At 72.2% G+C, this 16338-nt stretch carries 12 protein-coding genes; 6 read left to right on the forward strand and 6 right to left on the reverse strand.

The genetic code is table 11. The features are described 5' to 3' along the window. Positions 1-64 precede the first annotated feature (64 nt). Positions 65-985 carry a sortase gene (locus ABEA93_RS37250; RefSeq protein ID WP_345680391.1) on the reverse strand — a complete coding sequence of 307 codons (921 nt, stop codon included), beginning with the start codon at positions 983-985 and terminating at the stop codon, positions 65-67. Beyond that, positions 982-3228 (reverse strand): hypothetical protein, encoded by a 2247-nt coding sequence (locus ABEA93_RS37255; RefSeq protein WP_345680392.1) that lies wholly within the window; start codon positions 3226-3228, stop codon positions 982-984. Before ABEA93_RS37255 ends, ABEA93_RS37250 begins: the two co-directional genes overlap by 4 nt. A gap of 398 nt (positions 3229-3626) precedes the next feature. On the opposite strand from ABEA93_RS37255, the gene ABEA93_RS37260 reads away from it, so the two are divergent. The 6 genes from ABEA93_RS37260 to ABEA93_RS37285 all read left to right on the forward strand — a co-directional run bounded on the left by ABEA93_RS37260 (position 3627) and on the right by ABEA93_RS37285 (position 10949). After that, on the forward strand, positions 3627-4568 hold the full coding sequence (locus ABEA93_RS37260; RefSeq protein WP_345680393.1) for a substrate-binding domain-containing protein: 942 nt from the start codon (positions 3627-3629) through the stop codon (positions 4566-4568). Between the two features lie 244 nt (positions 4569-4812). Continuing rightward, the gene (pstC, locus tag ABEA93_RS37265; protein WP_345680394.1) at positions 4813-5814 is read left to right on the forward strand and encodes a phosphate ABC transporter permease subunit PstC; all 1002 of its coding nucleotides are present in this window, start codon (positions 4813-4815) and stop codon (positions 5812-5814) included. 106 nt (positions 5815-5920) lie between these two features. After that, on the forward strand, positions 5921-7144 hold the full coding sequence (gene pstA / locus ABEA93_RS37270) for a phosphate ABC transporter permease PstA (RefSeq protein ID WP_345680395.1): 1224 nt from the start codon (positions 5921-5923) through the stop codon (positions 7142-7144). Positions 7145-7245: 101 nt separating this feature from the next. After that, positions 7246-8868, forward strand: a complete 1623-nt coding sequence (pstS, locus tag ABEA93_RS37275) for a phosphate ABC transporter substrate-binding protein PstS (RefSeq protein WP_345680396.1) — start codon at positions 7246-7248, stop codon at positions 8866-8868. 93 nt (positions 8869-8961) lie between these two features. Then, positions 8962-9705: a hypothetical protein gene (locus ABEA93_RS37280; RefSeq protein ID WP_345680397.1), complete on the forward strand. Its 744-nt coding sequence runs from the start codon at positions 8962-8964 to the stop codon at positions 9703-9705. A gap of 83 nt (positions 9706-9788) precedes the next feature. Beyond that, positions 9789-10949, forward strand: a complete 1161-nt coding sequence (locus ABEA93_RS37285; protein ID WP_345680398.1) for a hypothetical protein — start codon at positions 9789-9791, stop codon at positions 10947-10949. Positions 10950-11346: 397 nt separating this feature from the next. Here the strand turns inward: ABEA93_RS37285 and ABEA93_RS37290 are convergent, their stop codons facing one another. Genes ABEA93_RS37290 through ABEA93_RS37305 form a run of 4 tightly spaced genes read right to left on the reverse strand, consistent with a single transcriptional unit; the run spans position 11347 to position 16279 of the window. Next, the gene (locus tag ABEA93_RS37290; protein WP_345680399.1) at positions 11347-13032 is read right to left on the reverse strand and encodes a beta-N-acetylhexosaminidase; all 1686 of its coding nucleotides are present in this window, start codon (positions 13030-13032) and stop codon (positions 11347-11349) included. A gap of 4 nt (positions 13033-13036) precedes the next feature. After that, positions 13037-13966 (reverse strand): carbohydrate ABC transporter permease, encoded by a 930-nt coding sequence (locus ABEA93_RS37295; RefSeq protein ID WP_425585242.1) that lies wholly within the window; start codon positions 13964-13966, stop codon positions 13037-13039. Positions 13967-13998: 32 nt separating this feature from the next. Next, a complete protein-coding gene (locus ABEA93_RS37300; protein ID WP_345680400.1) occupies positions 13999-14967 on the reverse strand; it encodes a carbohydrate ABC transporter permease in 969 nt (322 codons plus the stop codon). Positions 14968-14977: 10 nt separating this feature from the next. Further along, positions 14978-16279, reverse strand: a complete 1302-nt coding sequence (locus ABEA93_RS37305) for an extracellular solute-binding protein (protein ID WP_345680401.1) — start codon at positions 16277-16279, stop codon at positions 14978-14980. Positions 16280-16338 lie beyond the last annotated feature (59 nt).

Raw genomic sequence — 16338 nt, forward strand, 5'->3', positions numbered from 1 at the left:
GGGACGGGGAGTCGTTCGGGTGCGTGGCAGGGGCCGACGGGCTGGTCGTGGTTCCCGTCGGAGGTCAGAGGGTCGCCGGCAGCATGCGTGCGGCGGTGTCGTACAGCGCCCACACGACGGCCAAAATCACCGGGGCGCCGAGCAGCAGGGTCACCCGCCGGTCGTAGCGCCGCAGCGCCCACGTGGTCGCGGCGACGACGACGAGCAGGGCCTGCGCCCACAGGAACAGCGCCATGCCGGCCCCGGCTTCGCCGCCGGTGCCGCGTTCGTCCGCACGCACCTTGGTGGTCCGCCCGGATTCGGCGAGTTGGAAGGCGCCTTGCAGGTCGGCGACGACGACGGTGCGCCCGCCGGGTCGCAGCCGGGAGTCGGCGGTGACGAGGGTGAGTTGGTGGGCGCCGCCCGGGGCGATGACGTCGTCGTGGCCGTTGCCGACGTTCTTGTGGTCGCGGACGACGTAGGTGAACTCGCCTTGCTGGGTGGTGACGCGGATGCTCTGGCCGCGCTTGAGGCGGTCGAGGCGGCCGAAGGGGCCGCCGTACGTCCACGCTTTGCCCATGAGGACGGAGTTGCCGTATTGCCCGGGCAGCGCGGTGTTGCGCAAGTGTCCTGGTCCGTCCCGGAGTTGCGCGGCCGTGGTGCCTTCCACGACGACTTGTCTGACGTCGATGTCGGGGATTTCGAGGAGTGCGACCGGGGTGCCTTCCTTGATGTTCCCGCCCAGGGGGCCGGTGTCGTCGTGCAGGGTCTCGCTGATCTCGCGGTAGAGGACCCGCTGGGCGCGGGCCTGCTGGAGGTCGGAGACGGTCGCGAGGTAGCCGACGAATCCGCCGACCAGGACCACGACGAGGCCGAAGGCGACGCCGGCGATGGTGAAGGCGTCCCAGGACGGTCGGCCGGGTCCGGCGGGGCGGTCGGCGCTTCCCGGAGGCTCCTTGTCGAGTGGCGGGCGGAGGGATGCGGGACGCGGGTCCACGGTGGTCATCGGGCTGCTCCGGTGGGCCTGCGGAGGAGGACGCAGAGGGCGCGGTTCAGGGCGGGGAGGGGCGGTGGCCAGCGACCGGTGCGGCGGTGCCAGCCGAGCGCGAGGAGGACCGGCGAGGCGCCGGCGGAGCCGATCGCGGTCGCCATGAGGACGACGAGCAGGATCGCGGACGGGTCGCCGTGCAGGGCTTCCTTGAGGCGTTCGCCGACGGCGGCGGGCAGCGTGGCCGAGGACTTCTTGTCGTTGGCGGAGGCGACCGGCGCGGTCCTGGGTGGCGCGGCCGGGGACGGCGCGGCGCTCGTGGCCGGGTTGCCGCCCGGTGTGCCCGGCGGGGTTCCGCCGCCGTCCGCGCCTCCGTCGGAGGAGGATCCGCCGCCCGAGGCGACGTGCTCGGAGCCGCCGGTGGTGGCGCCGGTCGGCGGCTTGGTCGGCGGCGCTTCGGCGGCCTTGCGCACCGCCGTGCGGGCGGCTTCCACTTGTTGCTTCTGTGCATCGGTCAACGGTGTGTAGCCACCGGGGAGTTGGCCGAGGAGCGGGCCGGGCTTCTGGCCGGGGCCCGCGGCGTAGGCGAGGTACGTGTCGAAGCTCGATGCGACCGCGGTGGTGAGCCCCTTCGTGGGGATGATCGCGACGTCGGTCTTGGTGAGCGGGTAGGCGGCGGGGTCGGTGCCGGCGAAGTCGTTGGACAGGGTGACGCCGTCGGGCCCGGGCTTGGCGGCTTTGAGCCCCGCGGTGATGGACGCGGGCGTGGGGGCGACGAACGCTCCCGAGGCGTTGCGGAGTTGCGCGGTGGGGAGCTGGAGGCGGGCGGCCGCTTCGGAGTCCATGAAGCCGATGACGTTGCGGCGGCCGAGCGTGTCCGGATCGACCTCGCGCTCGAACTGTCCCTCGCCCATGCGTGCCGGGTGGTTGGCCTTGGCGACCCGTCGGATCAGCTCCCAGTAGGAGCTGATGGGGCGGTAGTACGGGGCGTCGGATGCGGTGCGGTTGATCACCAGGGCGAAGGGATAGGCGAGGGTGCCCAAGCGCCAGTTGGGCGGGCACAGCACGCCGTTCTCGTCCGGCTCGCCTTCGAGCCACTTCTTCGCCGCGGGGTCGGCGGCGAGCCAGCGGGTCAGTTCCCAGATGGTGTCGTCGGAGACTCCGCGGATGAGCGGGGCGCGTCCGTCGCCGGCGGGCCAGGCGATCCCCGGGTTGAGCGCCCGCAGTTCGGGGTCGCCGAGCAGGCCGAAGCGGGGCACGGGGATGCCGTTGTCGCGGTCGCCGTGGTACGCGTCGGTGAGGATCTTCGCGACCAGCCGCGGGCTGAGCCTGAGCCCGGTGATCTCGTGGCCGTCGGCGTCGTCGATGTTGAAGGCGAGCACGATCGCGGAGTTCTCCAGCGGCGCGTAGACGACGTCGCCGGGGCCGCGGTCCGGCCCGGAGTCGGGGTTGCCGACCGCCGTGTCGAGCGGGCCGCCGAGGGGTTGCGTGGTGATCGCCGCGTCGACGGCGCCGGCCAGGAAAGCGGCCCGGCCCTCGGGGCCGCTGCTCGCCGAGACCGCCATGGTCATCGGGTTCCGCGTACTGCGGCACAGGGCGCCGAGCCAGGACAGTCCGGCGGTGGTGTGCTCGGAGTTCCCGGCCACGCGCAGCGCCAGCGTCCGGCTCGGACAGGTGTCGCCTTCCGGCGCGAAGCGGATCGGTGTCGACGCGATCTGCCCGGCGCTTGCCGCGAGTTGGAAGTCGAGGTCGGTCACACGGGCGGCGCCCGCGGCCGACTGGGGCATCGCGGAGAAGTTCTCCTTCGTGGCGCCGATGGCCGGCTTGACGACGACGGTGACGTTGCAGGGTGTGCTGTCGTCGCAGCCGAGGGACGGGCGTTCGGACCGCGGCCGTACCTCGAGCCAGGCCGATCCCGAGGATCCGGTGACGCCGTACAGCGCCGCGCTGTCGACGATGGCGTGCGGGGTTCCCGCGTAGTTGACGCCGTCGCAGTCGGCGGGGCCGCTCGGCTGCGTGCCGCGGCACTGGAAGATGTCGAGGGCGTAGGTGTTGTCGACGAACCCCGACCAGGTGACCTTGATGCGCTGGTCGACGAGGTCGGTCGCCTGCGAGACCGTCACGGTCGGTCCCTGCGGGGCATCCGCGGCTGCGCCTTTGGCGAGGGCGGCGAGGGATGCCGCCGTCCCGAGGACCAGGGCGATCAACGCCGCCAGGACGCCCGGCGCCAACGTGCGGCGGGTGCGGGACGGGTGCTGCACGGGGACTCCGGTCGTTCGTGCGGCGGTCCGGTGCGGACTGCGCGGCATCGGGCTGCTGGCGTGCGTGCACACCCACCTCACTCGTTGCCCGCACGCGCGTCCAGGGGTTGGCGGGTGTGCTCATCGGCTGGTTCCGTCCCGCACACGAGCACGTCACCTGCTGTTGACCAAGGGCGAAAGTCCGCTTGGTCCAGGGGAGTTCGGCGGCGCTGCGGGGAGCGTCCGCGAGTGCCGGTCCGGCCCGTATCGCGTCGTTTGCGGCCCGGACATCTGGGCCATGTGCCGTTTCCGCGGCGGTCACGCCAGGCCGTCGTACGCCCGGCGAAGGTGGTTGCCGTCGCTACGGCGACAAAGCCATCGATGTTCCAGAGTGCTCCGATGCTCCAGAGAGGGATGCCATGTTCCGCAAGCTCGCGACCGCCGTGGCCGCCACCGCCACCGCGATGCTGCTCGCCGTCTCCGCCGGTGCCGCCCACGCCGACAACTACGCGGGTGCCGGCTCGGACACCACCCAGGACGTCATGAAGACGCTCACCAACCAGTACAAGCTCACTCACCCGGCGAACACCTGGACGAGCGTCAACGCCGGCGCCACCTCGGGGTCGATCCCGGCCGCGGGCACCTGCCCGGGCGTCACCTGGACGACCGCGAACCCGGCGCCGAACGGCTCCAGCGCCGGCATCAGCGCGCTGCTCAACGACACCAACGGCTGCATCGACTACGCGCGTTCGTCCCGCGCCCTGAAGACCAACCCGGGTTCCCCGGAACTGGCGCTGACCGCGGTACGGCTGGGCGGCGACTCGGTGACGTGGTCCGCGGCGTCCGGCGGCTCCGCGCCGGCCGACCTTTCCCTCACCCAGCTCCGCGACATCTACAAGTGCAACATCACCAACTGGAGCACGGTCAGCGGCGCGAACGCGGCCATCGTCCGCTACGTCCCGCAGGCCGGTTCCGGCACCCGCGACTTCTTCTTCAACACGGTCCTCGGCTTCGACCCGACCGTGCTCAGCAACGGCAACTGCACCACGGCGCCGAAGGTGATCCAGGAGAACAAGGGCGACCAGGTCGCCGCGGCGGACAAGAACAGCGCGATCTTCCCGTACTCGAAGGCGGCGTGGACCGCGCAGGCGAACAGCTCGGTCACGCTCGTCACGGACGACCGCGGCGGCTTCGTGCTCGACACGATCGGCGGCGCGGCGGCGGGTTCCGCCGGCTTCATCGGCAACCGCGACGTCTACAACGTCTACAAGACCGCGAGCGCCCCGCAGGACCTGATCGACTTCCTGAACTGGGCCGCCACGCAGAACACCGTCAAGGCGACCTACGGCTTCACCGCCTGACGCAGCACCACCGGAGCCCCGGACCGCGCACCCGCGGGCCGGGGCTCCGCCCTGCCCGCCCCGCCCACACAGTCCCGGGGGGCTAGCCAACTCGGGTCGTCCGCAAGCTCGTTCGCCGTCACCTGCTGTTTCCGCCGCGGTCGTCCCAGGCGCACCGGGCCGCTGGTTGGCTCGACACCGCCGGCCTCCCCCGTCCTCCCGTCCCGCCCGCGAACCGGGCTGCAGCTTCCGAAGGGTCCCCCGCATGACCGCCGTCCCACCGGACGTCCCGCTCGACGCCCCCCGCCGCATCGCCGTGCGCCGCACCCGGGTCGACACGGCGTACCGCTGGACCACGCGCCTGGCGGCGGTCGCCGTGCTCGCGCTGCTGGGCGCCATCGGCCTGTACCTGGCGCGCCGCGGCTACGACGCGATCCACCAGGCCGGCTGGTCGTTCCTGACCGAGGACGCGTGGTCGCCGACGCACGGCACGTTCGGGGTCAAGGGCCTGCTGGTCGGGACCGTGCTGGTGGCGGTGGTCGCCCTGGTGGTGGCGGTGCCGATCGCGCTCACCGGGGCGTTGTTCATCACCGAGTACGCGCCGCCGCGGCTGCGCCGCACCCTGACGTCCCTGGTCGACCTGATGGCGGCCGTGCCGAGCATCGTGTACGGCCTGTTCGGCTTCTTCCTCCTCCAGCCCCAGCTCATCCCGGTGAGCCGCTGGCTCGCCGAGAACCTCGGCTTCGTCCCGGTGTTCGAGGTGCGCAAGCTGGAGGGCGCGACCCGGTACGCGGACGGCCAGTTCGCGTCCTCGCTGTTCATCGCCGGGGTCGTGGTGTCCTGCATGGTGATCCCGATCTGCTGCGCGGTCATGCGCGAGGTCTTCGCGCAGACCCCGCCCGGCGAGAAGGAAGGCGCGCTCGCGCTGGGCGCCACCCGCTGGGGGGTGATCCGCGCGGTCGTGCTGCCGTTCGGCCGGGGCGGGATCATCGGCGGCGTCATGCTCGGCTTGGGGCGGGCGCTGGGCGAGACCATCGCGGTGGCGATCGTGCTGTCGTTCGACACCGGGTTCACCATCCGCATGCTCGACGGCCACGGGTCGACGATCTCCACGCTCATCATCCTCAAGTTCGGCGAAGCGAACGAGTTCGCGCTGTCCGCGCTGATGGCCGCCGGCCTCGCGCTGTTCACCATGACCCTCACCGTCAACCTCGTGGCCGGCTGGGTCATCGCCAAGTCGCGCAGCGGCGCGGCCACCGACCTCTGACCCCTGACCTGTGACCTGTGACCTCTGACCTCTGACCGCGAGCCGCCGACCGGGCGCGCCCGGCACCGCACGACCGGACCACCGACCGGACTGGGAGAGCCCGGAGATGACGACAGGAACCACGGCCGGCCACGCCTCCGGCGCGCTGCCGGGGGCCGCCCCGCCGCCGATCCCGGCCGGCCGGCCCGCCGCGCCGCCCGCCGTCTCCGGGGCAGGGGTCCCGGACGACGCGGACGAGGCGGCGCGTCCGCGGATCGCGCTGCGCCGCGTACCGCGCGAGGAGACCGGGGTCGCGCTGGCCTCGCTGCTCGCCGGGGCGTCGGCGGCGTGGCTGCTGTACGGCCGCATCCTGCCCGTCGCCGGATGGCAGGGCTATCTCATCACCGCCTACGTCGCGTTCCTGGTCCTCTACACGCTTGCGACGCACCTGCGCTCCGATGCCGTCCAGGCACGCGACCGCCTCGCCGGCGCGGTCGTCGCCACCGGCATCGCCATGCTGCTCGGCACCGTGGGAACGGTCGTCGGCTACATCGTCAAGCGCGGCCACGGCTCGATCGACGCCGACTTCTTCACCGAGACGCAGGAGTACTTCGGCGCCTTGAGCGGGCCGGACGTCGCGGTCGGCGCGGCCCATGCGGTCGTCGGCACGCTGGAACAGGTCGCGCTGGCCACCGCGATGACGGTGCCGCTGGGCATCGCCACCGCGGTCTATCTCAACGAGGTGCGCGGCCGGCTGGCCGGTGTCGTGCGGATCGTCGTCGAGGCGATGAGCGCCCTTCCGTCGATCGTGGCGGGCCTGTTCGTGTACGCGGTGGTGCTGATCGGCATGGGGCAGGGCCGCAGCGGATTCGCCGCGTCGCTCGCGCTCGGCATCATGATGCTGCCGATCGTGACCCGGACCACCGAAGTGGTGCTGAGGCTGGTGCCGGGCGGCCTGCGCGAGGCGTCACTGGCGCTGGGCGCGAGCGAACTGCGCACCTTGTGGCATGTCGTGCTGCCGACGGCGCGCAGCGGTCTGGCCACCGCGGTGATCCTGGGCATCGCGCGGGCGGTCGGCGAGACGTCGCCGGTGCTGCTGGTCGCGGGCGGCAGCTCGCGCATGAACTGGAACCCGTTCGAGGGCGAGCAGGAATCGCTCGTCTACTTCATCTGGCGGAACATCAAATCGCCGAGCGACCGGCTGAACTCGCTCGCGTTCGGCGGTGCGCTGGCGCTGGTCGGCCTCGTGCTGGCGCTGTTCGTGGTCACGCGGCTGCTCGCGGGCCGCGCGCCGGGCGAACTCAGCCGCCGGCAGAAGCGCCGTATCGCCCGCGAATCGGCCGCCGCATGACGCCGCCGGCCCCGCTCCGCCAGGCATCCCGCATCGCTTCGAGAGAATCCGGAGTCCGAACCGTGCGCAGCGCAAAGCCCGTTGGCCGGACCGTGCACCGCATGCTGCGCCTCGTCGGGGCGCTCGGCCTGGGCATCGTCATGACGGTGTCGTCGGCGCCGCCCGCGAACGCCGCGATGGAGCCGATCTACGGCGCGGGGTCGACGTGGAGCCAGGTCGCGATCGAGCAGTGGGCCCGCGATGTGGCGAGCCGCGGCATCAAGGTGAACTACGGCGGGGTCGGCTCGACCCAGGGGCGGCTGCAATTCCTGCAGCAGACGCTGGACTTCGGGGTGTCGGAGATCCCGTTCCAGCCGCCGTACCGGGATCCGAACGGGGTCCTGATCGACGAGTTGGAGCAGGCGCGGGCACGCAACACCCAGTTCTCGTACCTGCCGATCGTCGCGGGCGGCACGTCGTTCATGTACCACCTGACGATCCGTGGGCAGCTGGTGCGCAATCTGCAGTTGTCGGCGCCGACGCTCGCGAAGATCTTCACCGGCCAGATCAAGGTGTGGAACCACCCGGACATCAAGGCCGACAACCCGCAGATCCCGAACTTGCCCGCCACACCGATCACCCCGGTGGTGCGGTCCGACGGGTCGGGCACGAGCGCGCAGTTCTCGCTGTACATGGCGAAGCAGACCGGCGACATCTGGAAGTCCGGCATGACATCGGACTTCCCGGCGCCTCCGGGCGCGAAGGCGCAGCAGGGCTCGGACGGGGTCGCGAACTGGGTGGCGGCGGGCTACGGCGAAGGTGCCATCACGTACGTGGAATACGCCTACGCGAAGCAGCGCAACTTCCCGGTGGCGTCCGTGAAGAACGTCTCCGGCAAGTATGTGCAGCCCACGTCCGACAACGTGGCCATCGCCCTGACCAAGGTGAAGCTCGCAGCCGACTCGACGCAGGACCTGACCGGCGTCTACACGATGCAGGACCCGCGCGCCTATCCGGTGTCCAGCTACAGCTACATGATCGTGCCGACGAACACCTTCGGCCGGTTCAGCACCGGCAAGGGCGAGACGCTCGGCAAGTTCATCAAGTACTTCCTGTGCGACGGCCAGAAGCAGGTCGCCACGCTCGGATACTCGCCGCTGCCCCCGCAGCTGGTGTCGTTCGGGTACGCCGCGATCAAGAAGATCCCCGGTGCGCCCGACCCGGGCGCGCTGCCGCGTGATCTCGACAACGTCACGCAGGCCGAATACGACGCCTGCCCGAACCCGACGTTCCGGCCGGGCTTCGTGAAGCCGATCGACGACAAGACCAACGGCTCCGCCGGCGGCGGCACGTCGGGCGGCTCGGGGGGCACCACCGGCGGCGGCGGAGCCGGCGGCACCGGTGGTGCGGGCGGAACCGCCGGCACCGGGGGAACCACGGACGGTGCCACCGGCGGCTCCCCCGACGCGTCCGGCGGCACCCCCGCGCAGGACGGCACCGCTTACGACCCGGCGACCGGCGAAGTCGTGGACTCCGGCGGCGGATCCGGCGGCAACGGCAGCGGCGGGATCGGGCCGGGCGGTGTGAAGAGCGCGGGCGCGGTCGATCTCGACGGTCCCCCGGCGGTGCCCGCGATCTGGTTCTACGTCCTGGCCATCGGCTGCCTCGCCCTGGCCGTGGGCGGCGGCCCGGCCTTGTACAGCTACCTCGACCGGCGGCGTACCGCCCGGCACGGCGGCGGCTGAGGCCCCGCACCCCCGACACGACCCGACCGACGACCGCCTGCCCCGAAACCCGGGACCGCGTCCCGGGGCCGTATCCGAGAGGAAGTCCGTCCCATGAAGTTCTCCCGTTCCCGTGCCTTCGTCGCCGCTCTGCTGCCGCTGGCGGCCGTCGCCGCGTTCGCCGTGCCGACCGCGGGTGCCGCGGCGAGCACCCCGACGCCCGCGGTGACCGTGAACCCGTCGTACGGTCCGGCGAACGGCGGTGCCGCGACCGCCAAGGCGAACGTGCCGTGCCCGTCCGGCTCGACGGCGTTCCGGTTCACCGTCACCGGTCCGGGCATCGGCAACGTGTTCGGCAGCGACTACCTCGGCACGCCGCTGCCCGCCGACCGGATTCCGGATACCTCGGCGTACGGCGCGCAGCCGCTGTTCGACGCGGACAGTGCCCCGGTGAACGGCCAGACGTACAAGCTCACCGCGCAGTGCCTGGACGAGCAGCTCGCGGTCACCAACCTCGCGTCCGCCGACGTCAAGGTCAACGAGGGCGTGTGGTCGACGCTGAAGCCGACGGTGTACGCGCTGCCGGCGAAGATCGGCCAGCTGCGCATCGCGCTGGTCGCCTACACCGGCTTCGCGGGCGGCGAGCAGGTCGGCGGCGTACTGCGCGCGGCGGACGGCACCGCGACGCCGGTCACGCTTCAGCCGCAGGGCACCGACCAGGCCGGGCGCGGCGCGGCGCTGCTGCAGGTCCCGGCGTCGGCCGCGGACGGCACCTACACGCTCGTGCTGACCGGCAGCGCCTCGAAGGCGACCGGCGAGATCGCCGTGACCGTGGACACCACGCGCGTCTGGTGGTGACGCACCACTCCCCGCGGGCCCGGCGCGCGTCCGCGCCGGGCCCGCTCTCCCCCATCGGTTCATCCTGCGGAAGGCGAAGACGCATGGCGCATCAGGTGTACCTGCAACGCGGTATGGCCGCGGCCGGGGCGGTGCTGCTCGCGGCGGCGGTGCTGCCGGGGTTGGCACGCGCCGACGAACCGGCGGCCACTCTCGTGCTCGACCCGGACAACGGCAGCATCTCGACGTTCGTGAAGGTCAAGGCGAGCGGTCCGTGCCCGGCCGGTTCGACGTCCTACGCGCTCGGGGTCACGGGGCCGAACGCGCCGGGGATGCTGTTCACCGATCAGGCGCTGCCCGCCGATCTGATTCCGGACCCGGGTGCGGTGTACGGCGCCTTGCCGCTGTTCGACATGGACAACCCGCCGCCGGACGGGGCGACGTACACCGTGCTGATCAACTGCAACGGGCCGTCCGGGAGTCCGAAGCTGGCGTCGGTCGACCTCAAGGTGACGGGCACGAACTGGGTGGTGGCCGGACCGACCGGGCCGACTACGCCGCCGACGTCCGAGCCGCCCACGTCGCAGCCGCCCACCTCCCCGCCCCCGACGTCGCAGCCGCCGACCGAGACGCCGCAACCGACGGCGTCCCTGTCGCCGGCCTCGGCCGCGCCCGGGGCTCTCGTACAGGTCGCGCTGACCGGTTTCGGGTCGAACGAGTTCGTCAAGCGCACGCTGAAGCCCGCGAGCGGCACCACTCCGGCGCCGGTGTCCCTGCCTCCGCAGGCGGTGGGACAGGACGGATCGAGCACCGCACCCGCGAAGCTCCCGGACGATCTCCCGGCCGGCGCCTGGAAGATGGTGTTCGAGGGCCCGGACACCGGGCGCACCGCGGAGGCCGCGCTGACCGTGACCGGCGGCACGCCGACGTCGCAGCCGCCGACCTCCCAGCCGCCCACGTCGCAGCCCCCCACGTCCGAACCGCCGACGTCGGAGCCGCCCTCGGCGACGCCGACCGCGACCGACACGTCGGGGACGTCGGCCGGCAGCGACGGATCGTCCGGGACCTCCGGCGGGTCGTCGGGCGGTTCCTCGGGCGGCGGCGGCAGCCTCGCGCACACCGGCGCGCTGCTGGATCCGCGCCTCATCGGTTCGTTCGGGGTGCTGCTGATGGGCGGCAGTGCCGCGATGTACTACCGGGCACGGCGCCGCTCGCCGCTGTTGGAAGGCGGCCTCGCGGACGAAACGCCGGGCGGTCCGGCGTAGCGGTCCGGCACAGCGGTGCGGCACAGCGGTGCGGCACAGCGGTGCGGCACAGCGGTGCGGCTCTGCCGGTCGCGGATATACCGCGCGGCGGGGTGAGCGGCCTCCCGAAGACCGCCACCCCGCCGTCGACCGTACGGCGGGTCCCGATTCCCGCCGTACGCCCGGGTCGGCGGTGCCGGATCGCGGCGCCGCCGGGCGTCGCGTGCGGCCGGTCCGTGGCGCTCTCGGGCCGGTCACCTGCTCCGCATTCCGGGCGGTTCATCCGACTTACCGACTTACTGTCTGTCGGATAGCCGGACTTAGCCCGACTATCGAGGGGTAGCGCCGCCACCGACCGGATGTTTGCGGCGACGCGCGCCAAGACCACCCGTACGGCGTATCGACGGACGCCGTTTCTTCACTTTTCCCGCAGCCGTCGCGTCATCACCAGCAGCTCCGCGTCCCGATCGGCGCGCTCGCGCGGATGCCCGGGGGTGTCCGGCCGGGTCTGCCACGGGTGCGGGCCGGCGAGCGGCCGGTACTCGATGCCGAGCGCGTCGAGCCGCGGCACGTGGTCGCGGGCGAGGCGGGCCAGGAACTCCGCGGTGTCGCGCGGGCCGCGGGTCCACAGGGCTTCGGCGAACGCGCACAGCCGCGGGTAGGCCGCAAAGTCGACCGCGCGCGGCGAGTCGAGCTGTTCGGCCCACAGCGCCGCTTGGCCGCCGAGCACGTGCCGGGCTTCGGCGGGGGTGAGCGCGTCGGGGACCGGTTCGAAGCCGTGGATGTCGGCGACGGTCACCAGGGTGCCGATCGGGATGGGCTCGCCGGGGTGCTCGCCTTGGCGGTAGTCGAGGTAGACGGACGTGTCCGGGCTTGCCACCACGTCGTGTCCGGCGCGGGCGGCGGCCAGCGTGCCGTGGTCGCCGCGCCAACCGCCGACGAGCGCGCCGTCCGGGGCACCGTCCTCGAGGATCTCGTCCCAGCCGAACAGCGTGCGCCCGTGCCCGGCGAGGATGCCGGCGAGTTGCGCGGTGAACCAGTGTTGCAGCGCACCGCTGTCCGGCAGCCCGAGTTCGGCCGCGCGAGCGAGGGACACCGGGTCGCCGCGCCAAGGCCCGCGCGGGACTTCGTCGCCGCCGACGCAGACGTACCGGGAGGGGAAGATCCGGCACACTTCGCCGAGCACGTCGCGGCAGAACGCCAGCGCGGTGTCGGAGGCGGCCAGCACGGCGTCCGAAATACCCCATCCGGTGCGGACCCCGTCGGGTGCGGGCCCGGCGGCGAGTTCGGGGTAGGCGGCGAGCACGGCCTGCGCGTGGCCGGGCAGGTCGACTTCGGGGACGACGGTGATGTGCCGGTCGGCGGCGTACGCCACGATCTCGCGCAGGTCGTCGGCGGTGTAGTAGCCGCCGTGCGGCCGCCCGTCGAACTTCGGCGCGTGCCGGGTGCCGACCATGCTTTCCGCGCGCCACGCCGCCACGTCCACCAGCCGCGGCCATCCGGGCACGGGGAAGCGCCAGCCCTGGTCGTCGGTCAGGTGCAGGTGGAGGACGTTGAGGTGGTGGACGGCCATCGTGTCGACGAACCGCAGCACGTCCGCCTTCGGCAGGAAGTGCCGGACCACGTCGAGCAGGACGCCGCGCCACGGGTACTTGGGCCGGTCGGCGATCGACACCGCGGGGATCTCCCACGGTCCTTCCGCGATCCGGGCGCGGCGCAGCGCGGCGGGCGGCAGGAGTTGGCGCAGCGTCTGGAGTCCGCGGAAGACGCCGGCGCGGTCGCCGCCGACCAGGACGACGGTGTCGGGGCGCACCGACAGCCGGTAGGCCTCGGCGTCGAGGCCGGCGTCGATCCCGAGGCTGACCGTGCCGGGCCGCGGCGTGGCGGCGTCCGGCAGCGGGCAGCCGAGTGCGGCTCCGACGACTGCGCGGAACCAGGCGGCTTCGGGGGCGAGTTCGGGTGCCTCGGGGTGGACGTGCAGGCCCGTGGCGGCGTCGAGGCGGAAGGCGCCGTCGTGCCAGGCGAGCCGTTCCGGGAGCGGCACGGGCGTGCGGCGCCCGGCAGCGGGGTCGGGCACTTCCGGCAGTTCATGGGGGGTGTTCACGCGTTCAGTCCTTCACCGCGCCGCCGAGGCCGGAAACCATGTGGCGCTGCACGAGCACGAAGAAGATCAGCACCGGCACGGTCATGAGGGTGGAGGCGGCCATGATGCCGCCCCAGTCGTTCTCGTCGGGTTTGAAGAAGACGAGGAGCGCCGACGGGAGGGTGCGGTTGTCGTCGTTGCCGATGATGAAGGTCTTGGCGAAGACGAAGTCGTTCCACGCGGTGATGAACGAGAACACGCTCGTCGCCGCGAGGCCGGGCGCGATCAGCGGGAACAGGATGCGCCACAGGATGGTGAACCGGTTCGCGCCGTCCAGCCGGGCGGCTTCCTCGAGCGAGTCCGGCACCGCGGCGACGAAGCCGCGCAGCATCCAGATCGCGAACGGCAGCGAGAACGCGAGGTGGACCAGCATGAGCGAGCCGAGCGTGCTGAGGCCCACCTGCGGTACCGCGTCGCCCATGTCGCGGACCAGGAAGAACAGCGGGATGGTGAGCGCTTCGACCGGGACCATCTGGGCGACGAGGAACATCACCAGGATCGTGGTGCGGAACTTGAAGTCGAACCGGGTGAGCGCGACCGCGGCGAGGAAGGCGATGGCCGCGGACAGCACGACCACGACGGTCGCCACCAGCAGGCTGTTGAGGAAGTAGCGGCCGAATCCGCTGACGCCGAGCGCGTTGCGGAAGTTGTCCAGCGTGGGCGCCCACGTCCACGGCCGCGGGTGGGCCGAGTTGATCTCGTCGTCGGGCTTGAGTGCGGACAGCACCATCCAGTAGAGCGGGAACGCCGCCACGATCGCGGCGATGATCGCGGCGGTGTTCGCGAGGTGCCGGCCGATGCGCCGGTCCCCGGTCAGCCGGCGGCCGCGCCCGGTGCGGGGCTTGCGGGTGCCGGCGGCGGGACGGGCCGCGGTTTTGGTCGCTGGGCTGGTCACTGGGCTGGTCACTGGGCTGGTCACTGGGCTGGTCACAAGGCCTCCCCGGAACGGCGCAGCGCGCGGATGTAGACGGCGGTGACGGCGAGCAGGATGAGCGTCATGACGACGCCGATGGCCGAGCCGAGGCTGTAGTCGTCGGCGGCGAACGCCTTCTGGTACGCGTACACGTTGAGCGTGAGGTTCTGTCCCGCGATGCCGCCGCCGTTGGTCATCACGTAGACCTGGGTGAAGACCTTGAAGTCCCAGATGACCGATTGGATGACGACGATCGTGAGGATCGGCCGCAGCATCGGCAGCATGACGCGGCGGAAGGTCGTCCAGGTGCTCGCACCGTCGAGGCGGGCGGCTTCGAGGACGGAGCCGGGGATGGCCTGGATCCCGGCGTAGAGGGTGATCATGACGAACGGGAAGGAGTGCCACACCACCACGGCGCCGACCAGAGCGAAGGCGGGCCATTTGTCGTACATCCAGTTGTGGCCGTCCATGCCGAGCACGTCGTTGACCAGGCCGAGGTTGGTGTCGAAGAGGAACATCCACACCGTGGCGCCGGTCATCGCCGGCGCGGCCCACGCGCCGAGGGCGGCGAACATGAGGATCAGGCGCGGCCACTTGCCGACCCGGGTGAGCAGCACGGCGAGCGCGGCGCCGACGGCGAGGGTGCCGACGACGCAGGCGCCCGCGAAGACCACCGTCTGGGTGAGCACGTCCCAGAACTGCCGGTCGCCGAACAGCGTGCGGTAGTTGTCGAGGCCGACGAACCGGGCCGGGACGCCGCCGGAGGCCTGCTCCTGGCCGAAGTCCAGGAACGACAGGAGGCCCAGCTGGTAGAGGGGGTAGCCGAACAGCGGGATCAGGACGACCGCGGCCGGCAGCAGCAGGACCAGCGGGACGGGGATCCGGCGTCTGCGGCGCGCGGGGGCGGCGGGCGCGCCCGCGCGCGGGCGGCCGGGGTTGTCGTCCCGGTCCGCCCGCGCGGGGCTCGTGGTGGTGGCGGGCACGTGGAGTCCGTCACTTCCCGCCGAAGGCGGCGTTCATGGCGTCGGCGGCTTCCTTCGACGCGCCGGACACGTCGGCCTTGCCGGTGACGACCTTCTGGAACAGCGTCGGCACGACCGCCTGGGCGTCGATCTTGGCCCACGCGGCGTCCTTGGGCACGAACTTGGTGCCCGCGTTCAGGGTGTCCATGAACGGCTTGAGGAACGGGTCCTTGGCGACCACGTCGGCGCGCGCGGAGGCGAGGGTCGGCAGGTTGCCCATCGCGTCGAACATCGCCAGCTGGTACTTCTTGCCCGCCAGCACCTTGAGGAAGTCCACGGCGAGCGTGCGGTGCTGGGAGGACTTCATGACGCCGAGGTCGTTGCCGCCGGCGAAGGCGGGGGCGATCGACCCGGGGGTCTGGCCGGGCAGCGGGACGACCGCGTACTTGCCCTTGGCGGCGCCCGCCTCGACGGCGCTGCGCGAGGAGTTGGGGAGGATCGCCATGCCGGCCTTGCCCGCGGCGAACGCCTCGACGGTCTTGCCGCCCGTCAGGTCCGCGCACTGCTCGGGCGGGCAGATGTCCTTCGCGAACAGGTCGGTGTAGGCCTTGACGCCGGCCTGCGACTGCGGCGAGTCGATGGCGGCCTTGTAGGCGCCGTTGTTCTGCGCCGCCAGGTCCCCGCCCGCGGCCCACACGAACGGGAGTCCGCCGTACGTGTACTTTCCGCCGACCGCGATGCCGAGCATGTCCGGCTTGGCCGCCCGGACCTTCTTGGCCGCTTCCACCAGCTCGGCGTAGGACGTCGGGGCCTTGATGCCCAGCTCGGTGAACACGTCGGTGCGGTAGTAGAGCGAGCGGAGGCCGATCCACCAGGGCACGCCGAACTGGGCGCCGTTCACGACGGTGGTGTCCTTGAGGTCCTGCGGCAGGTCGGCGCCCTCGGTCCAGGAGGCGAGGTCGGCGGTGATGTCGGCGAGACCGCCGGCCGCTGCGTAGCCGAACAGGTCGGTGTTGCCGAATTCGACGACGTCCGGGGCGCTGTTCGGGTCGTTGAACGCGCCCTTCATCTTCTCCGCGCGCGGGCCCGCGTCGGTGGGTATGTAGCTGACCTGCACGTCGACCTTGGGATGCGCGGCCTTGAACTCGGCGATGACGTCCGCGACGACCTTCTCCTTGGGGGCGCGGTTCGCCTCGTCGTACAGCCATACCTTGACGGTGCCGGTCTGCTCGTCCGCGGAGTTCTTCTTGGAGGCCGTGCCGGGGGCACATGCGGCGGTGGCGGCGAGGACCGCGCCCGACAGGGCGACAGTGGTCCATCTGCGGATCTTCACGACTTTCCTCCAGGATCTCCGCTGTGCTCGCGGAAGCGGACGGACAGGCCGGTGCGGCG

Origin of the sequence: Yinghuangia aomiensis (assembly GCF_039542225.1) — a bacterium.
GTDB lineage: Bacteria > Actinomycetota > Actinomycetes > Streptomycetales > Streptomycetaceae > Yinghuangia > Yinghuangia aomiensis.